At 46.5% G+C, this 25,521-nt stretch carries 19 protein-coding genes and 2 tRNA genes; 7 read left to right on the top strand and 14 right to left on the bottom strand.

The window, feature by feature from the left end; translation table 11 throughout:
• Window positions 1-55 precede the first annotated feature (55 nt).
• A complete protein-coding gene (locus AT705_RS01865; RefSeq protein ID WP_058797882.1) occupies window positions 56-433 on the bottom strand; it encodes a hypothetical protein in 378 nt (125 codons plus the stop codon).
• Between the two features lie 946 nt (window positions 434-1,379).
• On the opposite strand from AT705_RS01865, the gene AT705_RS01855 reads away from it, so the two are divergent.
• The gene (locus AT705_RS01855; protein ID WP_157576628.1) at window positions 1,380-1,733 is read left to right on the top strand and encodes a hypothetical protein; all 354 of its coding nucleotides are present in this window, start codon (window positions 1,380-1,382) and stop codon (window positions 1,731-1,733) included.
• Window positions 1,734-1,816: 83 nt separating this feature from the next.
• On the opposite strand, the gene AT705_RS01850 is transcribed toward AT705_RS01855, so the two are convergent.
• Together AT705_RS01850 and AT705_RS01845 are read right to left on the bottom strand one after the other, a co-directional pair.
• A tRNA-Ser gene (locus tag AT705_RS01850) sits at window positions 1,817-1,907 on the bottom strand.
• Between the two features lie 59 nt (window positions 1,908-1,966).
• Window positions 1,967-2,057: transfer RNA gene (locus AT705_RS01845), tRNA-Ser, on the bottom strand.
• Window positions 2,058-2,318: 261 nt separating this feature from the next.
• On the opposite strand from AT705_RS01845, the gene AT705_RS01840 reads away from it, so the two are divergent.
• From AT705_RS01840 to AT705_RS01820, 5 genes are read left to right on the top strand one after another with little or no spacing between them, the layout of a single operon-like run.
• On the top strand, window positions 2,319-2,984 hold the full coding sequence (locus AT705_RS01840; protein ID WP_049863170.1) for a Bax inhibitor-1/YccA family protein: 666 nt from the start codon (window positions 2,319-2,321) through the stop codon (window positions 2,982-2,984).
• Window positions 2,985-3,038: 54 nt separating this feature from the next.
• Entirely contained in the window at window positions 3,039-3,392 is a 354-nt protein-coding gene (locus tag AT705_RS01835; protein ID WP_058795236.1) for a DsrE family protein, read from the top strand.
• A complete protein-coding gene (gene tusC, locus AT705_RS01830; RefSeq protein WP_058795235.1) occupies window positions 3,389-3,748 on the top strand; it encodes a sulfurtransferase complex subunit TusC in 360 nt (119 codons plus the stop codon). Before AT705_RS01835 ends, tusC begins: the two co-directional genes overlap by 4 nt.
• Window positions 3,745-4,020 carry a hypothetical protein gene (locus AT705_RS01825; RefSeq protein ID WP_058795234.1) on the top strand — a complete coding sequence of 92 codons (276 nt, stop codon included), beginning with the start codon at window positions 3,745-3,747 and terminating at the stop codon, window positions 4,018-4,020. Before tusC ends, AT705_RS01825 begins: the two co-directional genes overlap by 4 nt.
• Before the next feature lie 2 nt (window positions 4,021-4,022).
• The gene (locus AT705_RS01820) at window positions 4,023-4,352 is read left to right on the top strand and encodes a TusE/DsrC/DsvC family sulfur relay protein (RefSeq protein WP_010386021.1); all 330 of its coding nucleotides are present in this window, start codon (window positions 4,023-4,025) and stop codon (window positions 4,350-4,352) included.
• Between the two features lie 16 nt (window positions 4,353-4,368).
• Here the strand turns inward: AT705_RS01820 and AT705_RS01815 are convergent, their stop codons facing one another.
• The 7 genes from AT705_RS01815 to AT705_RS01785 all read right to left on the bottom strand — a co-directional run bounded on the left by AT705_RS01815 (window position 4,369) and on the right by AT705_RS01785 (window position 17,595).
• A complete protein-coding gene (locus AT705_RS01815) occupies window positions 4,369-6,270 on the bottom strand; it encodes a propionyl-CoA synthetase (protein WP_058795233.1) in 1,902 nt (633 codons plus the stop codon).
• Window positions 6,271-6,480: 210 nt separating this feature from the next.
• Window positions 6,481-8,199, bottom strand: a complete 1,719-nt coding sequence (locus tag AT705_RS01810) for a hypothetical protein (RefSeq protein WP_058795232.1) — start codon at window positions 8,197-8,199, stop codon at window positions 6,481-6,483.
• 314 nt (window positions 8,200-8,513) lie between these two features.
• Window positions 8,514-11,195 carry an ATP-binding protein gene (locus tag AT705_RS01805; RefSeq protein ID WP_058795231.1) on the bottom strand — a complete coding sequence of 894 codons (2,682 nt, stop codon included), beginning with the start codon at window positions 11,193-11,195 and terminating at the stop codon, window positions 8,514-8,516.
• 39 nt (window positions 11,196-11,234) lie between these two features.
• The gene (locus AT705_RS01800; RefSeq protein WP_058797881.1) at window positions 11,235-13,466 is read right to left on the bottom strand and encodes a TonB-dependent receptor; all 2,232 of its coding nucleotides are present in this window, start codon (window positions 13,464-13,466) and stop codon (window positions 11,235-11,237) included.
• 143 nt (window positions 13,467-13,609) lie between these two features.
• Entirely contained in the window at window positions 13,610-15,847 is a 2,238-nt protein-coding gene (locus AT705_RS01795; protein WP_058795230.1) for an NAD(P)-binding protein, read from the bottom strand.
• Between the two features lie 9 nt (window positions 15,848-15,856).
• The gene (locus tag AT705_RS01790; protein WP_058795229.1) at window positions 15,857-16,819 is read right to left on the bottom strand and encodes a hypothetical protein; all 963 of its coding nucleotides are present in this window, start codon (window positions 16,817-16,819) and stop codon (window positions 15,857-15,859) included.
• Between the two features lie 161 nt (window positions 16,820-16,980).
• Complete coding sequence (locus tag AT705_RS01785; protein WP_058795228.1) at window positions 16,981-17,595, bottom strand: hypothetical protein; 615 nt, start codon at window positions 17,593-17,595, stop codon at window positions 16,981-16,983.
• 296 nt (window positions 17,596-17,891) lie between these two features.
• Between AT705_RS01785 and AT705_RS01780 the strand changes: the two genes are divergently transcribed.
• Entirely contained in the window at window positions 17,892-18,776 is an 885-nt protein-coding gene (locus AT705_RS01780) for a TIGR02285 family protein (RefSeq protein WP_058795227.1), read from the top strand.
• Between the two features lie 7 nt (window positions 18,777-18,783).
• Here the strand turns inward: AT705_RS01780 and ccoG are convergent, their stop codons facing one another.
• The 4 genes from ccoG to AT705_RS01760 form a co-directional block, all read right to left on the bottom strand.
• Window positions 18,784-20,169 (bottom strand): cytochrome c oxidase accessory protein CcoG, encoded by a 1,386-nt coding sequence (gene ccoG / locus AT705_RS01775; RefSeq protein ID WP_058795226.1) that lies wholly within the window; start codon window positions 20,167-20,169, stop codon window positions 18,784-18,786.
• Between the two features lie 138 nt (window positions 20,170-20,307).
• A complete protein-coding gene (locus AT705_RS01770) occupies window positions 20,308-21,744 on the bottom strand; it encodes a sigma-54 interaction domain-containing protein (protein ID WP_058795225.1) in 1,437 nt (478 codons plus the stop codon).
• A 64-nt stretch (window positions 21,745-21,808) separates the two neighbouring features.
• Window positions 21,809-23,152 carry a DUF1501 domain-containing protein gene (locus tag AT705_RS01765; RefSeq protein ID WP_058795224.1) on the bottom strand — a complete coding sequence of 448 codons (1,344 nt, stop codon included), beginning with the start codon at window positions 23,150-23,152 and terminating at the stop codon, window positions 21,809-21,811.
• 12 nt (window positions 23,153-23,164) lie between these two features.
• Complete coding sequence (locus AT705_RS01760) at window positions 23,165-25,219, bottom strand: DUF1800 domain-containing protein (protein WP_058795223.1); 2,055 nt, start codon at window positions 25,217-25,219, stop codon at window positions 23,165-23,167.
• Window positions 25,220-25,521: the final 302 nt, after the last annotated feature.

Below are 25,521 nucleotides of genomic sequence, written 5' to 3'. Positions count from 1 at the left end.
AGACAGAAAAACTATTAAATTAGTGTAAAACACCGCTGAGCTGTACAAAAAGCCATCAGGCACTTGACGCGTTGCGGCGTAAACTGAACAAAAACAACCCGCAGCCCAGTGCAGCCATCACTACATTGATGATGAAAACCATGCCTGAACTTGCAACAAACAAGAAGCTGAACAAGGCGCCACCCAGCATACCTGCTGTCAATACGGCTGAATAACTTACCTTGTTATAGCGTAGCAAAACCATATAAGCCGGCAATACAAAAAACGCCATAGACAGACCCACAATGTGCGCATTAGCAACCGCGGTCATCAGTATTTGAAACAAGATTTTGCTCTGACCACTTAGCAACGCGTAGTAGCCACCCAACACGATACCAACGATAAGCGGTGACAACAACGAGTACCCCACGGCCTTAGCTACCTGCCCTTTTATCATCTCTTTCACCTTTATCAGTCTGCACAGAGATGTTCAGTGTTGACGCGATTCACCAGTATCACAAGTCAACTTTGGTCGTATAAAGTTACCCGCCTGTAGCAACAGCCCATAGCATTGCACACCAGATGTCATTATAGACCGTAAAACCGCCAATATCAGGCTTATCAAACGAGTATTACGCTGCACAACATGCTGTGTTAGCAGACTCTGGTAGGCGGCATTAGCCAGGTCGTGCCGATTGCCTCAGCTGTCGGGAATGCATTAGAACCTTGTGTATCTCAAACCTCCCACGCTGTTGCCCTTTTAGCCAGGCTCCCTGCTACTGCGTGAACCTGGGCCATACAGATTATGGCAGAAAATAGATAACGTTAAGCGGACTATTGATAATAAGCTCTCCAAGCCCCCAAATGAAAACCAGCTTCGAGTGTACCATTGCCTAAATACCTTTTTGAGATAAAACCCGCTGTGGGTGAGCTCCCTATCATACCAGCACTACCAGTGCTAAACCCCGGTATTGTTAGTGGCATTCACTTCCAGCGCAATTCATCTACCCGGCTTTTTGCACGTCAAGCGTTTCGGTGATATGGAGACCTGACCAATGGTCGAATAAACCTGCTTGAGTTTCGGATTTTCCTGAAGTCCGACTCGGGTAGAGCCGTACACTATGATAAGCGAAGCCATCACAGCAAGTATGGTAGCCAACCCCGGTTTCCGGGCAAACTCAACGCAATAAACATTATATACGAACCGTACTATGTCAAATGCGCTCGCTGTTATGCCAATTTGCTTAATTAAGTGTTCTGTTTTGAGGCGAGAAAATATGTTCGACAACACCGTTCCCGCGTCCTGCTACCACTAAGGCTCCTACATCCATGTAAGCGAGGCAAAATTTTGCTATTTAGTTGCTCTAAATGAGAGGTTTTTAACACAGTTAGCGTCATATTTGCTCCTTCAAATTGAACAGGTATTAAGTGAAATAGGCATTACACCCAGTCCTGTGATGACAGCAGAGCAAAATATATGGGTAGATGTGTTTTCATCCCATAGTGACTCCACTGAGGCCGAGGATAGTTATGTAGATGCTCAAATCACGCTGATGCTTGGCCGCTATGCAAGTCAGATAGATAGAGTTGAAGTGTACCTTTTGGCTGATGAAACCCAGACACAGACACAAACCCAACCACAATTTCAGTGCACCATAGGCGTTGGTTTAAAGGGCTATAATGCTGTAGAGGCCAATGAAGTGGCAAGCAAAGCATCCGACGCAATCAATGCCTGTGCACATCGCACTATGTGAAAAGAGCATTGCAGCTTTCTAGTTAAAATATGCACCCAGAGAAAAGTAAAAAGGCCGTAAGTCATAAACTTACGGCCTTAATGTGGCGGAGAGATAGGGATTTGAACCCTAGATACGCTATTAACGTATGCCGGTTTTCAAGACCGGTGCTTTCAACCACTCAGCCATCTCTCCGAATCAGATTGTCGCTGTTCACCTGTGAACTATCAGAGGCAAACTTGCGTAAAATTAGGTGGCGGAGAGATAGGGATTTGAACCCTAGATACGCTATTAACGTATGCCGGTTTTCAAGACCGGTGCTTTCAACCGCTCAGCCATCTCTCCGCAGCGAGGCGAATATTAGAGAATCCCAGCCTCCTTGTGAAGCTTTTTTTTCGCTTTTTTGTTTAATTGGTCAAAATTCACTTTATTTGTATAAACATCGGACATGCTGTGAGGTTTTATGGTCAAAAATGGGACGTTAGAGAACTTTTAACCTAGTTTTAGGGTCTACTAAACCAGAAAGGTTTGCCGAGCGTTTTAACTCTTGGTAATCTTGGCCTAGAATAATTTTCGGAACATAGTGTTTCTAATAAGGAGCTGAAAATGGCGTTCAATCATTCGTACACTGGCCAAAAAGTGGCTATGTCGACGGTCGAAACTAACAAGGTGCTTAAAAACACCTACTTCCTACTGGCAATGACACTGGCATTTAGTGCGATTACTGCTGCCATCTCTATGACTATGGCACTACCGCGCTTTACCGGTCTTGTCTGTTCTTTAATTGCGTTTGGTCTGTTGTTCGTGATCCAGAAAAAAGCGAACTCAAGCTCAGCGATTGGTCTAGTTTTCCTATTCACTGGCCTCATGGGCTTTGGCTTAGGCCCACTGCTCAGCCATTATGCAGCAATGCCAAATGGTAGCCTGTTGATTGCACAGGCACTGGGCTCGACTGCTTTAGTGTTCTTTGGTCTGTCTGCATACGCGTTGACAACTAAGAAAGACTTCTCCTTCATGGGCGGCTTCCTAGTTGTAGGTATGCTGGTAGTGATTGTTTCAAGTCTGGTTAACTTGTTTATCGGCAGTTCAGTTGCCTTTATCGCGATTAACGCCGCTGTTGTATTACTGATGTCTGGCTTCATCTTGTACGACACAAGCCGTATCGTAAACGGTGGTGAAACAAACTACATCCTGGCAACAGTAAGCCTGTACCTGAGCATCTACAACCTGTTCACGTCTATCCTTGCGCTGCTTGGCTCAAGTGATGACTAATACGCTCAGTTTGCTAAAATAAGCCCCATCTGGGGCTTTTTTTATGAGTAACTTTTGAGTCAATACGTACTTTCCCTGCACAGCAATGTAAGTGATCATGATGCTTTACAACAGCTGGTGCGGTTCGCTAATGCTTTACAAGCACAAGATCACCAGATCAAATGTATTTTTCTTTACCAGCAGGCTGTTTTGTTTGCCAGCCAACACTTTAGTCTCGCCAGTGATGAACTGCAGCCGGCTCAACTGTGGCAGTCGCTGCATGACGCAGGCATTGCACTCAAGCTGTGTGTCACAGCGGCAGAAAAGTATGGCCTGGACACCTCACACTGTGGTCCATTTGAAGTCGCCGGATTGGCAGAGTTTGCCATGCTGGCAACCAAAGCAGATAAGTGGGTGCAATTTAAATGAGCGAAAACATTCTGGTGATCAACCACACCGCTCCCTTTGATGGCGCTAATATCCGCGAGGGGTTAGATATGGCATTGATTTTTGCCGCGCTGGATCAAAACGTGTCCTGGCTATTCAAAGGCCCAGCGGTACTGGCGTTAAAAACAGGCAATGATGCGTCTCAACTGGGTATGAAAAATTACTTTAAGCAGCTCAAAACACTGGAGATTTATGACGTTGAACAAATCTATGTGTGTGCCGAAGCCATGACCCAGTTTGCCCTGACTGTGGACGACTTAAACATCGATGCGCAAATCCTGACCCTGGATGCGCAACAAACGCTACTCAAGCAGCAGAATAAGGTAGTGAGTTTATGAGCCTCCCGACATTACACATTTTTTCCAAGCCAGTGAGCTACTACAAAGCAGCATTCGATACCTCCTTGCTCGGTGAGCAGGATGTGCTATTGCTCACCCGAGATGCCTGTTATGATCAACGTGCATGGCGTGCATTAAGCGCTAACCGCACCTGTATGCTCAGTGTCTGTGCACTGGCACGGGGCATCAACGCACTGGATAACATCGAATTGCTCGACGACCAGCAGTGGATCACGCTGGTTGAGCAATGTCAAAAAACAATTACGTGGTAACTATGCTCGTTTTTCAAGATAAACAGATCGAAACAGATAAAGAAGGCTACCTGCTGAATCATCAGGACTGGCATAAAGAACTGGCACCGCTGCTTGCGGAGCAAGAAAACATTACGCTGACAGATGCCCACTGGGAAGTTGTCAACTTTGTGCGCGACTTTTATGAAGAATATAACACCAGCCCGGCTATTCGAATGTTGGTTAAGGCCATTGGTCAAAAGCTAGGTGAAGACAAAGGGAAAAGTATTTATTTGTACAAACTTTTCCCTAAGGGCCCGGCAAAGCAAGCAACTAAAATAGCCGGTTTGCCAAAACCGGCTAAGTGTATCTAGCCTAACAAACAGAAGGTTATTGCTGCGAAGCGTGCCACAAGGTACTGATTTCATCAAGCGTGGCGGGATCGTCAATGGTTGATGGTACTGTCATCGCTTCGCCATCCACCAGCTGGCGTAAGTTTTTGCGTAATATCTTACCAGAACGTGTTTTAGGTAAGCGCTCTACAACCAAAATTTGTTTCAGACACGCGATTGCGCCAATTTTCCCCCGAATAGACTGTACCAGCTCTTCACGCAATTGCGCCTGAGTGAGCTGGCTCCCATCTTTGAGCACTACCATGGCGACAGGTACCTGCCCCTTTAATTCATCTTTGGCTGCAAAGACAGCGCATTCTGCCACTGCTTCATGCGCCGCTACCACTTCCTCCATCTCCCCGGTTGATAAGCGGTGGCCTGCAACATTAATCACATCATCCGTGCGCCCCATAATAAAGACGTACCCCTCTTCATCGAGGTATCCGCCATCTCCTGAGAGATAATAACCGGGAAACTCCGACAGATACCCCTGCTTAAAGCGAGTGCTATTTTGCCAGATACTGCTCAGGCAACCTGGTGGTAGCGGTGTTTTAAGTGCAATGAGCCCCTGCTCATTGGCCGCACAAGGTTCACCATTCGCATCCAGGACAGTCAATTGATAACCCGGCGTAGGCACCGATGCACTGCCCGCTTTGGTCGGTAACGGCGACAAACCCATGGGGTTGGCGGCAATGGGCCAGCCAGTTTCAGTTTGCCACCAATGGTCAATAACCGGTAGTCTTGTCACCGACTGCAACCAGTCATAGGTTGCAGGGTCCAAACGCTCACCAGCGAGAAATAAGGTTTGCAGTGAACGGGTATTGTACTGAGCGAACAGCTTACCTTCCGGATCTTCTTTTTTAATGGCTCTAAAAGCTGTCGGTGCACTGAACAACGCATTGACCTGATATTCCTCAACAACCCGCCAAAATGCCCCCGCGTCCGGGGTCCTGACAGGCTTGCCCTCATACAGCAAAGTGGTGCAGCCAAAAAGCAGTGGCGCATAAACGATATAAGAATGACCCACAACCCAGCCAATATCAGAGGCGGCCCAGAACACCTGACCGGGTTTCATACCATACACAATTTCCATACTGTAATGTAACGCCACAGCATGCCCCCCCTGCTCACGCACAACCCCTTTTGGCACCCCCGTTGTACCAGATGTGTATAGAATATAGAGCGGATGAGTTGCAGGCAAAGGTACTGCATCAACCTTGGGGGCGGTAGCAACCAGTTCACACCAGTCGATATCTCGGGGAGTTAACATCGAAGCGCGATACTGAGCACGCTGCCATATAACCGTATGCTCAACTTCATGCGTCGCCAACGCCAGTGCTTCATCCAGCATGGGCTTGTACTCAATCACTCTGCCGACTTCAACGCCACAAGATGCGCTTAGCACCAACTTGGGCTTTGCATCATCAATACGCACAGCAAGCTCTTTAGGTGCAAAACCGCCAAATACGACCGAATGAATGGCCCCAAGTCGCGCACATGCCAACATGGCAATCACCGCTTGCGGGATCATCGGCATGTAGATAACGACTCTATCCTGAGCAACAATACCGAGTTTACTCAGCGCGCCTGCAAAATGACTGACTTCATCCAGCAACTGAGCATAGGTGTAACACTGCTTCTGCTCAGTCACGGGCGAATCATAAATGAGCGCAACTTGTTCAGCTCTTCCTTCCTTTACCTGCTGATCCAATGCCAGATAGCTGGTGTTGAGTCGACCATCTTTAAACCAATGGCTTAATGACTCATGATCATAACTTACGCCGGTTTTGGGTGTGGTGTGCCAGTTGAGTCGACCAGCTTGGTGTAGCCAGAATGCCTCAGGGTCTCGCTCAAATTGCTCATATGCCTGTTGATAGGTTTGATATGCTGTTGTTGTCATAATGATTTCCTGTTGGGCCGGGTAAAGATAGTTTGATATTTTGCCAACTGGCTAACACCCGGTTAACGACGAGTACGCTATTAAACATAGAATTACTGAAATAAAGACAACACTAGACATTGGTCGATGGCAGGAAAGAATTTGATCCACCGCAAGCTTTCCGTGGATAAGGAAATGCGGGCCCTCAGCTGAGCACCCGCTGTCACCGGTTTATTCATCAACGGGCCAGGTATAAGGCACTACTGGTACGGATAAACCTCGGTCAGTGATGGACTCTGCAACAGTTTTACTCGGATCAGTAGGTGCCCACAGGTCCTGAGTGAACACCAATGATGCATCTTCCAGAGCAATATCGCCTAGCACACCACTGGCATCTATATCGAATACAAAACTGCCAGAGCCGTCGTAACTACAAGACGTAGTAGGCGCATATTCAATATTTGCTTTACTACCGGTTCCATCATAAGTTGCTGTTGTATTGTCGTACTCAAAGAACTGCCGCTGCGAGAATGCCTGCATGCTGTGATCATTCCCAGGTCCCGCCCAATTACAGATAAAACCTTGAATAAGCCCGTCTGTCTCCTCAATTTTCGTTCCATATCCAAAGTGCGCCTCACCGTTGTCCAGGCTGGGGGAATTAAATCCAATATTGAAAATTCGGCTGTTGCTGTCGTTCACGCCGGCTTGCCAGACATAGGCATATTGTCCTGCCAGTGTTGTAAGGTCAAAATTTGCACCAAATATCGAAAAGTTCTCACTCCATCCATCCGGATTATCGACACTGTGATACTTGTTATTCACATCAACCTGGTTGTCGCTGTTGAACATGCCACTGTTACTGTGACCACACAAAGTGGCAACCCTGGCTTGAAGGGACATATTGTCTCCCGAACGCTCATAAGCCAGAGAACCCGTTCTGGTGCGTTCACTTTGACTACAATTGCCGCCTGGAAATTCTATACCGCTAACGCCCTGTTCACCTTCCACCTGGTAAGTAAGATGGCCAGAATAATTCAGCAGATCCGCTCCGGGTGTGTGTGCCATAGATAACGAAATGTCGTAATCAGAGCCACTAACTGTGTATGTCAGAGAAACTGTATATTGCCACTCACTCCCCGAGCGGGTAATAGCAGCTCCGCTGAAAGTCACACCAGCAATACCTTTGGCATTCATTTCGCCGGTCACATCAATGCTGCTGCCATCTGCGGGCAAGCTCATCCCCGAATCCAGTGCTGCTGAGACCATACTGGCTAAGACCATCAGACTCATTCTCGACTGATCTCTGATCCCACTTAACAGCGCATTAGTTTGTGCAACAGCACACGCATTGCCTGTACTGTCACTCTCTGACCACAACCCTAAGTCACCCCCAGGTAAAGTGCCAGAAGCCGAAGCAGGATCAGTCGCATCTGGGTGACCTGTGTAGGCTACCTGCGGTCCAAAGCAATCCGTATTCGTGCTGTTGCGATAGAATGACTGAACTCGAAATACATCCAGTAAAGGGACGGTGCCATTGAGTATCCGGCCAATTCTCTGTGTAGACCACAAATAAGTTGGTACGGATGGGCCGTACTCCACCGCTGGCCGATTGCCAAAACCGCGCTCAACTTCATCACTGCTGTCACTAAAAGGAGAAGACGCCATGACCTCTGTGGGAAAATAAATACCGCGCGAATCATCGGGTTCACCCGGATCATTACTATCATCCGTACTACCATCGCCCGGATCCGTATTGCCAGAATTATCACCACCAGAGTCTTCACCATCAGAATTATCACTGTCGTTGCCCGTGTTATCACTTGTGGCATCATTATTAGCAGGCGTTTGCGCTTGCTGCTCCTGAGAATTAGTATTGCTCCGCTCATCGTTATCTGATGAAGAGCACCCGGCTAACAAAGCCAATAGAATATATGGAATAGGTGTTTTCATAGTTGCATACCTTGTTGTCTAACCCGCTTTAAAGGTAAGCCAAAAAGACCAGCAGCTCAAAAATCCTCCACCCTGAAGTGTGAAAATATGTTGAGCACTTTATCGCTAAGGCTTTGATGTTCCTGGTTTTACACAAACCTAGTAAAAGCATGCATTCTCATTTAGATTACATAAATAAGACTAGTGTAGTGATTGCATTACATTTTATTGATTTTTCCAAAACAAAAAGTAGCGATCGCTAAATAACAAAAGCCGCACAACTTATTACATTTAAAACAGCCTGTATCGCATAATAAAAGCGCCATAACCGGATCTCAGATAGCCTGATGGCATTCAGACTGCTGTATTGCGATATGCATCAACTCCAGGAGTTCCGCCATAGGCACGTTAACCTTGTCGTATTCTTTTTCTTTAAGTAGAACATCTATTTTAGATGCCGTTTGATAAATATCATGACAATCAAACATTGCTGACGTGCCCTTAAGTGCATGTATGGACCTTGCCAGCCCTTCAAAATCGTGATACTTGAGCTGATTTTGCAACTGCACCAGTTGCTCATGCAGTCCTGCAATATACTGAGATTTCAATATCGAAAACTCTTCATCGGGTAAAGCCAGGTCTTCTTCAACGGTAATATTCAGGTAGTGACTGACTTTTCTGGCGAACTCAGTTCTGTCGATTGGCTTAGCCAGATGGTCGGTAAAACCAAGCTTCAGATAACGCTCTACCTCATGGCTCATCGTATTTGCCGTTAACGCAATCACAGGTGCCGTGCTGCCCGTAGCCTGAATAAAGTTAAATGCTTGCTCACCATCCATCACAGGCATTTGAATATCCATCAGGATCAAGTCAAAGTCCCCGTCTAACACAGCTTGAACAGCGAGCTGCCCGTTCTCAACCGCAGTCACACTCAGCCCCATCCGCTCCAGAATACGCGTTATCAGACGACAATTATCAACGTGATCTTCGGCCAACAATACTTCGCCTTTTAATGACTCAGATTCATAGCCCTCCGGCTCTGTACCAGGCTCCTGAGTTTGGTGAATTTCCGAGAAAGTGTTGAGCCATTTAGTGCGTTCCGTAGTGTATAAACCCACAGACAAAGTAAAAGCGGTACCCGAACCAACCTCACTTTCAACTTCAATGTCTCCGTCGAGTTTCTGAGCCAGACTTTTTGAGATGTTGAGCCCAAGTCCGGTTCCCCCATATTTTCTGGTTGTTGACGAGTCAGCCTGATGAAAAGCGTTAAATAACTCCTTCTGCTCCGCGGTGGTCATCCCAATTCCGGTATCCTGCACTCCGATCGACAAGGTATCCTGCGTACAGCTGACATCAATGGAGATTTTACCAACAGAGGTAAACTTAAGCGCATTCGACGTTAGGTTAAGCAATATTTGTCGCAAACGGGTCGGGTCTATAACGATGTAATCAGGCAATGGGAAGTGGTAATTCAGTTCAAACTCCAACCCTTTGTCTCTGATCTGCTTACCCAGCAAAGACTCAACATGAGTAATAGACTGAAACAGGTTTGCCTCTATGAGTTCAACTTCGAGCCGATTTGCTTCGATTTTAGACATATCCAGAATGTCGTTGATGAGGCCAAGAACATGACGAGAATTTTGTAAAATCACTGAAATTGCATGGTTGCGCTCATGAGGTTTGATATCACCGAGCATAATGCCATCGGCATAGCCAATTATCGACGTCATAGGTGTACGAATTTCATGGCTCATGTTTGCCAGAAAGCGACTTTTGGCCTCACTGGCATCGCGTAATTCAGACGCAAGTTGCTCTAACTCATAGGTCCGCTTGAGAACCTTTGCTTCGAGGTTTTTATTCAGCTCAATATTTTGCTCATTGGTCAGACGGTATTTGTCGGCCACTGCAAATGCCAGTAATAAGGCATCAAGCGCTGTACCTATCAGTCCGATTAAATATAAGTTAACCGCAATAGGAGGCAATAACCCAAGATTAGTGACATTGCCAACCATATTAGGAATTGCCATGCAGACATAGGCCAGAACGAAATAACGAGCGGGTTTGAAGCCCTCCATCAAACGTAACACACCTACGTAAAGCCCCATACACAAAGCAGACCCCGTAGCTAAGGTCGCCCAGAGGAAACCAAAACCCGGAAACAAAATGCAAAAAGGAGTACCAATTGCACCAATTGCACCGACCCAAAGCGAGGCAGTAGACAAAGATGGGTGGGTCTCTTTTAGCTTGAGGAGTCGATTGTAAAATAGCACATTCGTAATGGGCGTCAGCGCAAAGCCCAGCCAGTGTAAATGGGCGGAGTAGAATCCCAAAAGCTGATCGGATATATGAAAGAAATGACTCCAGGCAAATACCCAAGTTGCAGCAAACATGGCATAGTATAAGTGAGTCATATCTTTGGAACCGATATAGATCAGCAGGTTATACAAACCAAGTACAATGCCCACACTAAAACAAAGGGACATAAGCAAGTTATCAATTGTTACCTGACGTTCAAACTCTTTGACCGGAATAAGCTCTAGTTTGATTGGTGTGTAAAAGTAGTCGCTCTCAAACAAGGTAACAACAAAGTACCTCTGATTAGGCAAAAGACGTATTTTATTACCATAGTGAAAGGGGTACTCATTGGCATGCATACCACCAGTAAAAAACCGTTCCACGCCAGACTCTGAATAAATACGCGTTTCGACATTAGACAGCACAGTATTATAGGGATAGAGCACCAGATCCTGGTACTTAGAATGATTTTCAATTTCTGTTACCAGCCAGTATCGGCCAGAAAAAAGCGCACGTTTCGTCTGCTCCGGCTGTGTGCTTGCCCACTGTTCAACCTGGGCGAAGCTATCCGGGAAACGCGCACCGTTTTGAGCCGACAGCACCATTCCCTTATCATGTAAATTTTGCCCCCGCTGTGTACCGTCAAAGACATACACGCTCGCGTTTGCAAAAAAAGTAAACAGGCACAGCAACACTGTGCATAATAGTCTTACACTACCCATTTGAGACCTAAACTGTAGCAGCTCGAGGCCAATGACTGGCTAAAACCTATACATAACATCCACCCCAAGGCGTCTCCCCTCTCCTTTAAAGTCCTGCAGCATGCCGAGAAAAGTACTTAAATCGAACTTTAAGTGACTGTACTCTTTATCAAACAAATTTTTTCCCCATATTCCAAAGCGCCAGTCCCCTCGCTCAAAGCGCACGCTGCCACGCCAAAGAGTATATCCTGACTGCATTGCGTAAGCATTCTGGTTTTGGTCGAAGTAGTACTCAGATTGATAATCTAACCCAACCGTTGAAACCAACTCCCCATGCCAAAATGACACAGAGTGCGTGACATCGCCATTGATGTTCCATTCCGGGGTAAATGGTAAACGATTGTCCGTCAGTACATTGCCCACCGGGTCAATGAACTCGTCGAAGTTTGCCTCAGGCACATAACCGGCTGCACCTCTAAGCTTAAGGGACTCGCTCAGCTTATATTGTAAGGCCAGCTCAGCACCGTATATTGTTGAGCTACCAACGTTTTCTAGTAACTGAAGCGGTGGTGCGCCCGGCGTAGTTGAGGCCTGGTTCATAAACACCTGCTGATCGCTATAATCGTAGAAGAACACAGCGCCGTTGATAGATAAGTCATCTGCGTTGTTATATTTCGCCCCAATTTCGTGCGCATAGAGCTCCTCAGGGCCATAGTCGGCTAACTTTGCCTGCTCTTCTGTTGCCAGCAATCCGCCGTTATATCCACCGCTTTTGGTACCATTAGCAAAACTATAGTAGAACATGAGAGGATCAGAATACTGGTAATTCCAGGCCAGACGACCGGACAAACCATCATCTTTTACTTCACCATTGACGTGATAGTAAGGGACCGTCACCCCATCTACCTGTGTGATATCTGCAACAGTATTCAACTGGGAAACGGAATCATACTCTACCGTTTCATCACTATAACGAAGCCCGACAGTAATGCGATGTGCGTCGTTGAGCTGCCACTCATACTGCGCAAATGCCGCCACAGACTTTACTATAATTTCGTTGCCATAGAAAAACGTGTTGGTCAGGTCAGTGCTTAAAAGTCCACGATAATCTCGCAAAATATCATTGAAATTATCCTGATAGATACGCTCCTCCAGATGGAACAAACCCAGAGTAAGGTGATCTCTGTTACTGGTTTGACTGTATCGCAACTCGTTTGAAAGCATCTCATTCTTCAAACCAAGCTCCCCTTCACACAGTCTCGCAGGGCTGCCATCACAGTTAAATGCGTGTCTTCTGTCCAGGCGATTAAAGCCATTTATGTAGGTTAATTGCTGGCTGTCTGAGATTTGCCAATCGCCTTGTACGGTCCAGCCTTTGTAGATAGACAAATGGGGAGAGTCATTATTCACGCGAACAGCCCAGTAATCATCGCTGCCGTCATTGAAGCCAAACATGTCAAAACACCCTGGGCCACCAGCCTCCGCCGGCGTACAACGCAACCCATTAACAGGATCTTTATAAATGCCGATATTACCAACTGGCTGCACAATCCCATCCCAGTGGCCATATTCAAGTTTGGCATAAAGTGTAAAGTCATCCCATTCAGCTAAGTAGCTAAGTCTGGCATCTTGCTGTTTAAGGCCCCCTTCCGGAGATGCTTCAAATAAGTTGTAGCTTGTGTAATCGTAATCGGTGTGATTAAAAGAAAACCGTAACGCGCTTAGATCGTTAACTTTGGCATTATACGCCCCTTGCACCCGACGCCATTCATCGGTGCCAACACCGGCCTTAATAAAGCCATAGTTGCCATCGTCCGGACGCTTAGTCCTGACAAGCAATGCGCCACCAGTACTGTTACGTCCAAACAAAGTGCCTTGTGGACCTTTCAGTACTTCAATTTGCTCAACATCAAACAAGTTGGCTATCTGATTGTTTGCAGAGCCAACCGATCTGCCATCAATATACATCGCGATGGGCGACGTATTGGCGGTGTTATAGTCAATTAACCCTACGCCTCGAATATTCAATGCGGGCGGTGTGCCCTCGGCGGCATTCAGGCTAATTTTAAAATTGGCAACATAGCCGCCTACTTCGCTGATGTCTTTAATACCCTGACTGGTCAAATTGTCACCTTTCAGAGTCGCAATTGAAATGCTCACTTCCTCTAGTGTTTGCTTACGTTTTTGCGCATAAACCTCGATGACTTCGATACTATCATTATTTGCAAAAACACTTACGGGAGAGAAAAAAACTGTAATTATTGAAATTGATATCGCTGAGAGTTTAAACATATCCATGCTCTTTTTCTGCTTCACGCTTGTGCTTGTTTGAGTATAGTCGAAATGCAAAGACCTCCAATAAAATCGGAGGTCTTATGTATATTATCTCTATAGTTAGCTAACCTTGCTCCCTGAATAGTTAGCTTATACGGGCGCTAGTCCGGTTTAAATCCATCCTCACCACTGATATTTTCAGGTAATCCACAAATGGCACGAGAGGTTTGCATGCCAGCCATCACTGCTGCTTCAACACACCCGGCATTAACACCTGTGCTGATCCAGTCTCCTGTCAGGTAAAGATTAGTGAAAATACTGCCATCTGTTGGGAGTCGGTATTGGCTGCTGTCTACCACAGACAATACATATCGCTCGCTGGGATCGACGTTAACCCGCCAGTATTGACTGTCAAATCGTTCCTCACCTTGTGCGATGCTATCGTCGTAAAGGGTATTCCAGTTGTACTGACCCGCTGTGTTATAGGCATTAGGCCATAGCGGTTTCATTTCTGTCGCGAGCTTATTGATGGCGTTTACTTTTACTTTGGCTTTTTGCTCCAACGGAAAACTATGGTGGTTACTGGGTGGGTATTCATCACAACCAAAAGCACTGCAAAAATAGGCAATGTTCTTGGGCCCGTTTGCAGGCCAATCTTCATGCGGTAACAAATTAGACATGGCCGCCCAGGTATCAAAAGGTTGCGAGAACCCGCTGAGAATGGGGCGTTCTTCACTGGGTGGCGTGTAATTAAAGCCGAGCTGTTCATCTGTTTGATTGAGCCAAACCTGAAATGCTTGCGTTGCCACAGTTTTGACTTCACTGCTTTGTAAACTGAGCTTGCTATCGAGTGCCAACAGCTGCGGACACAAATGCTCAAGGCCACCAACAGAGATACCAAAGATCACTTTATCGAAGTCCCGGCCACGCTTGAGTGACAGTGTCGGCAACGACGTACCAAACTCAGCTTCATAAATTGCCGGCCAGTTACTCCAGAAAGATTCCAAATTGACATTATGCTGCTTTAATAACGCAGCCTGTGCATCATCTATCTGGTCATAGTTTGGTCTATCTGGCCAACATGGTAATCCTTTAACATCAACAAACGGATCGTACTGCCCATTTTTGAGCTTTACTTGCTGCGTCATTGTGATCTCATCCACCACATGCTCGCTGCCCTGCAATGTCGGGATCAACTCGTCAACCTGATGAAAATACTCAAACTTAACGCCGCGTTTAGCCAGCAGTTCATAAATAGGTGAAAAAATGATATCGCCCATGCCAGCCTGCATTTTCCACATTACGCCACCGCGATAGCACAGCATCAATCTAAGCATGGCCAGTGACGCAACGCCAGCCTCAACATTACCATTATCAAAATCACCATCAACATACCCAAACACGAGATCATAAAATCCCCTCACGGGCGCTGATTCGACAACATACTCTTCATCGGCACCATTGCGTTTCAACCATGCTTTAAAGTCATATTTATTGATTGCTTCAAAGCCATCTGAATGGACATGATCACGAAGCAGACCAATCAACATAGCAATAGCAAGATCAGCGCAAATATATAAGCGCCTGATACCCGGGTGATCATCCAATAGATCGCGCGCTTCAGCTCTGAGCCAACGTTTAAGCTTACGAACTATGTACCAGGTAACCAGGCGGTCACGGCTGTTTGAAAGGTTTTTATCCGATGCCCGCAGGTTCAACAGTTCATGCAGTTGTGCGATCAATAATCTGGGGGTCGACCAGATCTCTTTGGCCTCATCGTGTGCACTATCAAAAAAATCAGACACTTTATCTTCCAGACTGTCAAATGCCGACGTGATTTCGCTGGCAAGGTGCTGCAACAAACCTCGGTCTCGACGTTTACGCGTTTGCAGTCGGATCTCACGGTGCGCTGCTTCCACTTCATCTTCTAATCCATCTATCCATTTGTGTAACCAGGCAATGGTCATCTGGATCAGCTGCCAAAAATGCAGATCCAATGTGCCATCCGCCGGGTTGCCAGGCACCAATGGAAAATCTACTGGCCAAGTTTCCCATTCATTATCAATGAACTCCTGCAACACCACAAAGCTGTGTGGTTTTAACGCCTGCTGCCATGTTGCAATAGGCACAGAACTTGGTCGTTCCAGGTTATTGTAGACGGTTTCAATCGCCCTAAACGAGTTAACATATGCTCCAAACCAAACGTGAAGGCCATGCTCCTCAATACGCTCATGTGCATCGGGGTTGCGACCACTTGCCCCTTTCCCCCCAAGGCGCCAGCCTAACTGGTAGACCGTAATCTCATAGTCTTCCTGCCAGTTTTCTTTTTCTGTCAGATAAACAGCAGCAGTCATAGCCGATACGCCACCGCCTAAAATTGCGATTTTTTCTTTACTCATAATGGCACCCTACCCCAGCTCGGCTCTGACAATTTCATGTGCCCCGTCTTGATCGAAGTCCATACACAGATAATAAGGTAGCTTTGCAAACTGCTCGCCCACGGCGATCCCAAACATATCTTCCAGGGGAAAAGCATCAACCTGATTAATGGTGACTTTATATTCGTCCTTCAAAAAACCTAATTTATGGAGCTTTTTCACTTCTGAAGGAGAGTGAACAACAGCACTGTACACACTGTTGGTGGCGTAGCCATCCGGAAACTGCTTGAAAAAGATCTGATCTAACATTGGATTAGTAAACCCGGTTAGTAGTTGTTTAATAAACTCGCTACTAATATCAATTTCGCTGGCAGTTTCATGAAGCAATTCGGCAACTTCCTTGCTTATCTCTACCGCCTCCTCGAACCAGGTGTCATCATCCGCTACCCGATCGATAGATAATAACTCGTACCAGGCCATTTTTTTATTCGGGTCGTAGGGCTGAAAGGTCTCAAGGCTCAGCGAAAAATGATCAGCATGCCGTCGGTCACTGGGCATTTCGTAGCGACACAAGTACTTGTTGTACCCCCAGGTCTCACGGCCATTGATCAGCGCATTGATGTTATTCACTGTGATAAATGCGGGATACCAATAGAGATGAGTCATACGATTGGAGTTTTTGCACACTTCAGCCACTGGCACCCAGATAATAATATCTGTTTCCTGCATGTAGCCATAATTGCTAAATGGCGGAACTTTAGATGCGATATTTTCGATATCAGTAAATGTCAGCAGACAATGCGAAGATATGGCCTTGTAGGTATTAACCTCATTAGGTACGGAGTTCAACGTAGCATCGAAAAACGCTTGTATTTTCTCAATTTTCCCTTTTAAAAAAAATCCGTACATCATTGCATTGAGCATTCTGCAAGGTGGTTTGGCAATGGGGTTACCCAAAAAATGGCGATAAGGGATAGTCAGTTTTTCAGACATAGAAAACTCCTTCTATTGCGGTAGTAATGTGAGGCGACAGAAACACAGCGATAACAAATAAACTTGCTACCACTGCTCCCGTGCGCTATCAGCAACCACCACATCACAACTTAAAGCTGTACTTCCATGACCGATAACCGGGTGTTAAGTGCTCACAATGATTAAGATGACACTAAGTCTAGTTCATCTTTAATACGTCGATAGTTAAATTTAATCTTTGCCAGCTGTGCCGCTTCTCCCTGGCATCTCGCCAGATAATGCCCGTAAGCATCGCTGTCGTAGTGTGTAGACAGTCTGTTCATGAAACCATGTTCATAACGGGTACGGAAGCACTCAACATTGGGCTGTTGCTGCAGTATTTCCATTACTGGAACTATGTCAAAATGGTTTTCCTGATAGGGAAAAAAGACATCAACCCGACAGCCTGGGTTGAGATGCAAATAGTTCCGTATCTGTCCGGGATAAAATGCTATCAGCTTTACAGAGCTCTTTAATGCGATTGCAGACAAAGCCCGCCAGGCAGCAACAGCCCCGGCACTAAAAGCAATGATCAGATCCGGTTGGTAGGCCAGGATGTCGTCCAATACTTTTCGCATATACGCATCGTGCCCAACTTCATTGATAAAACTCTGATAAACCTGGTTTTCTGGCAGGTGTCTTTTTGTCTGCCGATCACCGTAGGGAGAACTCACTTTGCAATCACCGCCCAGGTTTTGTGCAAAGTCCTCGAGATAGTCACTATGACCGAATATATCACTGACGATAAGCGTAACCATGATTGTCTTCTCTTATTTCCAATTTAGTTATGAATCGTTACGCTAACCCCCCATTTTAACTGAAATGTGCACCAATTGCAGCGTAACTAAGTTTGTCTATCCATGTCCATCAAGCGGTGCAAACTGAGGTGGAACCCTCTAAAATGTAGCAAACCATCACCATTTGTAAAAATAATTAAAACATAAATATCCCTCTCAGCCATTCCTATGAAATATCCGGCCCGAGCCGCCTTATACTCCGCTTTTTTAGGACCTCTGCTAAACTCTTTATTCAGGTGACATAATCGGAGAAATGCGTGAAGTTCTTTTTGCTGTTGTTAACGTGTATTACTTCTGTTTGTTACGCTCGTATCGAGAATCATGCAATATCCTGGATCACCTTAGACTTTCCGCCTTACTACATCTATGCAGATCGGGACGAAGGCGAAGGGCGAGATGAACAAATAATTTCGTTGTTGCATACTCAGTTAAGTACACTGGATTACTATCACCATAGCTTTCCAGCCAGTCGCGCCATTCATGAGCTAAGCAACAGCCCTAACGGTTACTGCATGATTTCGCTTTATAAAACAGCTAGCAGAAAAAAATACATCACCTATACGAAGCACCATTCAACAGTGGGTCTTTCGCCCGGGCTGGCACTGAGAAAAGAGACCATGCTTAAACTCGGATTGAACATCCTGCAGCCAGTATCTTTAGCTGAACTTATGCTCAAGCATAACCTCACTTTGGGAATCTCACAAAGCCGTTCATATGGAGAAAAGCTCGATAAACTTATCGAGCAGTTACCACGCGATCAGATTGTTATTCGGCCTGGGTGGGATACCCTGCAAAGCCTGACAAACATGCTGATTAAAAAGCGAGTGGACTTAGTCCTGGGCTATCCGAGTGAACACTACTACCTGAGTAAACGCCTTGGGGCAGATAGCCTGACACAAATTTCCTTAAAAGGCGTTCCGCTTATTGCCAAGGGCTATATCGGTTGTACCAATAATGCCTTAGGCAAAAAGGCTGTGGCCCTGTTCGATCAGGCATTAGTTAACCTGGTCAAAACAGAGGCGTACAACCGCATTATGTTAAAATGGCTACCAACCCATTTAAAAGACAAACTAAATAGGCACCTCATTAATGAAACAGCTCGACTCAATAATAAGGTGCACATCGGAGAAGACCAAAACTAACCCGCTATTAGCGGTTTTTATAGAAGTAGCTTTCTTTTTCTATAGCTATGCTCGCATCCTCCTGGGCCGTCACCACAAACTTCAATGGTGTTGCTGTGCGACTTAAATCATAACCATCCGCTGTAACAGTCACTGGTACCAGAAGCATTTGCCCCGCCTCAATCCTGATCGAATTAGGCGCTGATAAACTGGCATGTTCTATCCCACTGATCCCAACCTGATAATGCAAGGTTTGCTGGGTTTTATTGATGATACTCAGGGTATAAGGGTTTTCCACCAGTCCCTCATAATTCACGCGGTACAACGCGTTTCTGTCTCGGATCACAGAAGCTTCTATAGGCGTACGATTCATTGCCCAGACCACCATGGTGACCACAATCATAGCGAACAGTGCTGCATATCCCACCAGCTTCAGCCTGAACGGGTTAGTCTTTTTGCCAGATAGCGTATTTTCACTGGTGTACTTAATAAGCCCTGTTTCGTAACCAAACTTATTCATGGTCTCATCACAGGCATCAATACACAGTCCACAGTTAATACACTCGTATTGCAGACCATTTCTGATATCAATGCCCGCCGGACACACTTCAACGCATAGATTACAGTCAACACAATCGCCTAATCCCATGGCTTTGTGATCTGCTTTGCGTTTTCTGGGACCACGGTTTTCGCCCCGCGCACTATCGTATGATACAACTAAGGTATCTTTATCGAACATGACTGATTGAAAGCGCGAATATGGACAAGCTACGTTACACATTTTCTCGCGCAAGAAACCAGCATTCCCGTAGGTACAGAATGCAAATAAAAACACCCAAAAGCTCACAAGACCTGACCATTGCAGTGTAAACATATCGGTATAGAGCGCTTTGGCAGGCACAAAATAGGCCATAAAAGAAGTGGCTGTAAAGACGGAAATAAGCAACCACACTGCATGTTTTGCCAGTTTCTTAGATACTTTTTTGCTATCCCAGTTGCTTTTATCCAGTTTAATTCTTTGGTTTCGAGTCCCTTCGATCCGATGTTCAACCCAGGTGAACATCAGCATCCAAATCGTTTGCGGGCAAGTGTAACCACACCACACTCGGCCCAGCCAGTTAGTCACAAAAAACAAGCCAAATGCGCCAGCCATAAATACCCAGGCCAGGATCATGAAATCATGCGGTAGTAAAGTGACGCCAAAAATACGAAACTGCTGAGAAGCCACATCCAGTAATACAGCCTGCTGGCCTTTGTATGGGATCCAGGGAATGGCAATGAAAACCAACATCAGGAACCAACCCAGATAGCGACGGATCTGCTGGAAAGGCCCCTTTTGTTCGCGGATATAAATCGGCCCATCCTGCTTATAGGGCTTAATGATCATATCTTCTTCTTTAATATCGAACTTCATAATACTTGCTTATTGTCAGTGAAACACACTAATTCAATTTGCAAGTTTCAGACCAAACTGAAAGTTTTTAAACCATTGTTTTATATGGACTTTAAAATTAACGACAAACATCAGATCGCGATATATCACGAACCACCGTCATATATCGCGTTCCCTTTGAATATTTAGCTTCTTCATTTTTGATCGCAGAGTGCTTTCTGGCATACCCAGTAAAGCTGCTGCGCCCTGCTCGCCTGCCACCCGCCACTGACAAAGCTCCAAGACTGAAAGTATGTGTTCCCGCTGGGCATGTTCAAGAGATAAATCCTGAGATACGGCAGCTTCCCCCATATTTGCAGCCAGTGCCTGGGTCAGCCTCAGTGTTCTGCCTGTAGCTAATATGGCTTCACGTTCGAGGATATTTTGCAGTTCACGAATATTACCAGGCCAGTCGTAAGCCTGAAGTTTTACCAGTGAAGATTTAGCGATACCACGCAATTGCTTACCCAAACGAGCATTAAGCCGCGATAGCATATTGGCGCATAACAAAGGGATGTCTTCAAGCCGCTCTCTGAGTGCCGGTACTTTAATAGGAAAGACATTGAGGCGGTAGTATAAGTCCATCCTGAACTCCCCCTTTTCTACCATGTGCCACAGATCTCGGTTGGTCGCGGCAATCACCCGAATATCTACTGAAATGGTTTTGCTCCCACCAACACGCTCAAACTCCTGTTCCTGCAACACCCTCAGTAGCTTGCTCTGTGCTTCGAGTGGCAACTCGCCAATTTCATCGAGGAATAACGTGCCCTGATGTGCCAGTTCAAAACGCCCCTTGCGTCTTTCATTCGCCCCTGTAAACGCCCCTTTTTCATGGCCAAACAGTTCAGATTCCAACAAACTGGGTGAAAAAGCGGCACAGTTAACACGTACAAACGGTTGGCTACTTCTTAAACTCAGACGATGCAGATTCCGCGCAACCAGTTCTTTTCCGGTGCCATTCTCACCCAAGACCAGTACAGTGCTATCGGTCTGGCTAACCAGCTTTATTTGCTCAAGCATAGTCTGAAAAATATGACTCTGGCCTACCAACCCTGAATCCTGCCAGTCTTCATTGATCTCTGCCAGCAGATAGCTGTTTTCCTCTTTGAGTTGCTCAGACAGCGTCTGAACTTGCTCGAGCGCGTCTCTCAGTGCCTGTTCAGCCTCTACTTGTTTTGATATATCGCGAAATATCGCGACAGCACCAATAACCTGGCCATCCTTATACACGGGTGTCGACGTGTACTCCACAGCGAAACAGCTGCCATCTTTACGCCAAAACACCTCATCTGTGACATGCCGGGTTTTGCCGTCAAACATGGTTCGATAAATCTGGCAGTGATCCGCTGGATAAGGCGTGCCATCTGCATAACTATGGTGATGGTATTGATGTATTTTCTTGCCCAATAAATCGTCTGCAGACCAGCCTGTCATTCTTTCTGCGGCCGGGTTAATAAACACGGCATTACCTGATAGATCAAAGCCGTATATTCCCTCGCCAACTGCATTAAGCAGCAGACGGGGATCGTTCAAGAATTGTGCGATTACAGAAGACATAGATTACCTCGTGATATTTCACGAAGTAATCTAACATGACTGGTGCAGAAGCAAAACTACACAACTATACTTTGAACAAGGAAAGGGCCTGTGCATCAAAATTGCTAAGATTCGGAAACAGCTCTGTCATTTCGCTATCCGCGAGACCAAACCAACGTGCCAGCGGTGCGAAATACTGTTCATTGCTGAACGCCGGGATCAGACGTCCGCCTCCAACGTCATTTGACCCATCAAGCTGCTGTGGCATCACAGCGCCATGCACATCTCCGCCATTTACTGCGCCACCAAGTATCAACTGATTACCTGCCCAGCCATGGTCGGTGCCATCACCGTTAGAGGTTAATGTACGACCAAAATCAGACATGGTAAATGTACTGACCTGCTCGGTCAGCTCAAGCTCAGCCATCGCACTTTGGAATTCTACTAAGCTTTGTGCAAGTGCGCCCAGTAGCGCCGGATGGGCAGACTCCTGCTCATCATGCGTATCGAAACCGCCCATAGAGACAAAGAAGATTTGTCGTTTAGCACCCAGCTGGGACTGGATACTGATGGTTTTCGCTACCGCCGCCAATTGCGCCGACAGGCTCGATTCGCCAAATTCAGTCGCCAGTACCGGTGCCTCTTCCAGCAAAGCATTCATATATAAAGTATGTTCGATAGAACCATTTAACCGGCTGCCATACGCCGATGCCAACGGATGAGACGTCTGGTTAAACAAGGTTTGCATCACGCGCCTTACATGCTCTACGCGCGGCTCATAACCGCTCAGTGCGTTAATTTTACTGATGCCGCTTTTGCTCAACGCAAACGCACTGGTATTCATGCCTGTTTGCCATGGATTTGCCCCATCTACGGTAATATTACTGCCAAATACCGTCCCCTGATCTAACCGCTCTAGTAACCTGGCTCCCCAGCCGGTATTCAGCGTTTGCTTTTCCTGGCCGTGCATCCAGGTTGCCTGTTGATCATTATGCGAAAACAAATGCTGCGGTAATGGTACGCTCCTGGCCTGATACTGAACTAAGGACGTCGGTGTGATCAAGGTCCCCACGCCGCCCACAAAGGCCAAAGTCTGCTGGTCAAAATAAGACTGTAATGCAGACATCGCAGGATGCAAGCCAACGCCACCTTCAAACTCGCTGGTAGTTGTCAGTGACAGCGCATCCTGCACAGCGAGGTTTTGGCGGCTTGCTTCGTACCAACTACGGTGGTCTCCCGTCAGCGGAACCAGCATATTCATGGAGTCGTTACCACCATACAGGTACACGCATACCAGAGCTTTATAGTCTGAAAAGTTACGTTGCTCTATGCTGCCCGACAGCGCCTGAAGCTGCAAACTGGTCAATGCTGCAGCCGACATGCCTCCCTTCAGGCACAGTGATAGAAAGTCTCTTCTGCTCTTGTTCATCTTGCCGGCCTCCTAATACTGCACGTTAAATTCGGGTGATAGTGACACCATAAACAAAAGCTGCCCGACTCTGTCTGCCGCACTTTTATTCACAAAGTACGCGTCGAGCTCTATGAACGCTTCTCGGCTTGCTTGTGACATATTGCCTGCAAAATACAGCACATTATATCTGTCGAGTAACGCATTGAGCCCGCTGGCTTCGAGCAATGAGATATCGCTGTGGCCATACAAATAAATTGCCGATGGATTGAGCGTATCGTGACGCTCAGCCATGCGCCAGACCAAGTCGCTATAGTGCTGGTTTAACGTGCCAATCATCGCAGCATCATTCGCTATCTGTAATTCAGGTGCAAACAAGCCTTGCTCACTCAGCTCTGCTGGCTGATGATCTGGCCTGAAGAAGTTAAATACGGAAGGTGATAGCATCGGGCCCTGACCAAATCTGTCATCCAGGTTCCAGGTGAAGTAGTTACCTTCTTCGCTGTGCGCATCCAATGTACGCCACATCTGAACCCCTTTCAGTATTGGCTCTTTAATTTTTCCCTGATGTGCCAGAACAGATCCATACCGCCGCGCCTCATCATCCAGGTAAATGGCACGGACCACAGCACTGAGATCTCCCCGTACACCGCTCCCATTGTCATTAAATACCATAGCAACGCGTTCTACATATTGAGCAGTGGGGTTTGAGGTGATCAAACGCTGAATAAGCTGCTTGCTGATAAAGGGACCAACATTACTATGGTTAAATAAGTTATCTAAAGCGAGCTGCATAGAGTCTTCTGGCCCGACACCGGCCGGGATCACTTCTCCATTCAGTAGTGTTTTTTCTAACTCTGAGTGATACTCGGGAAATGCTTGCATAGGCAGACTAAAATTGCGGCTTGGACGATTCCAGCGAGCCGAGAATGCAAACGTCCAGCCCGTGAAAACACGTGCAAACCCGGTGATCTCTTGCTGAGAATAGGTTGCGATACTTTGACCGCTATCATCACGCATGATACTGCCGTCCTGATCAAGCATATCCAGCCCAATGGTAAACAACTGCATGACTTCTCGTGCGTAATTTTCGTCGGGTCGAATATTGCGCGCTGGATCGGCCTTTTCATTACCAAGATGGCTGAGATAGGTCCCCATTACAGGTGACAAAGTCACAGCTTCCAGTAATGCCCGAAAGTTGCCAAACGCATGTTCAAGTAACAGATCATAATAGGCCAGCATACCTTCCGGTTCGCCTTTTAATGCGTTGTTTGCGTCTGAGACAACAAAAATCTCGCTCAAAGCAAAAGCCACGCGCTGCCTCAGTTGATCATCTGCACTCAGTGTGGCTTTCCACCAGGCATCAATACGATTTATCTGATATGGCGTATCTCTGTCAGGGTAGTTCTCCAATAACGGAGAATGAAGAGTTGCTGGCAATGCCATTTGCGCATCCAGCCATTGCTCTTCACTCATACCAGTAGCAGCATTCACTTCTTCGAGTGTTGGCCCCATAGTTCCCTGATGTAAAAGCACTGCGGCCTGAACATCTGACATCGCATTACTGGCATAGACATCTATCTCGGAAGTTGTCTCTGCGCCCTGCGGATCCATTACCGTGACTGAGAACTGATAAGTATCACCAGTAGCCTGGTAAGTTTCTGGCAAAGTAATTACCAGCGTTGAGCCCGTGACATCACCCAGTTCCACTTCCGGGCCACTTAACTGCTTCCACAGATAGCTAAATGAAGAATCTTCAGGGTCTGCCACATTGGCAGACAAGGTCAATGGCGCACCTTTGATCACCTCGGGCTGAGCGACAGCGACAACGACTTCAGGCGGTGTGTTTGGTTGCTCGGGCGTTTCATCAGTTCCTTCAGAAGCATCGTTGTTCCCCTCACCTTCCGAGTTATCACCCTGTTCCTGCGAGGGTTGTTCAGTGTCTCCAGCTGATTGCTGAGGTGTTGGAGTATCTGTTGTTGTGTTTGATGACGTATTACCTGAGGTTGGTTTGCTGTCTGACGAGCCACCACCGCAGGCGACCAGGGTTGTCAGGCAAAACGCCGCAAAATAAAGGTGAGTATTCATAATTGCAGTGTCCACAATAGAATTTAATACTTTTATAACAGAGCGCCTTTAAAAAACATATACTAAATTACTATCATTCTTTAAAGCTCTATACACTCTTCTAACAGTATTTGTGGATCCTAACGACCAGCTTTGCAGACAATTTGCTGTTGTAACAACTCAGCACTAAGTATTGCAGGCACGGGCAAATACCTGACCATAACTATGACATGCGCACACTCTTCCTGCCCTGGGTAACATCACCTTATTTATCGACTAGCTCACACTGTGTGCCTATCGTGGTAAATAAGCCTCTGTTTTAT

The organism is Pseudoalteromonas rubra, assembly GCF_001482385.1.
In the GTDB taxonomy this organism is placed as follows: Bacteria; Pseudomonadota; Gammaproteobacteria; order Enterobacterales; family Alteromonadaceae; genus Pseudoalteromonas; species Pseudoalteromonas ardens.
This window is presented reverse-complemented; position numbering and strand designations above follow the sequence as displayed.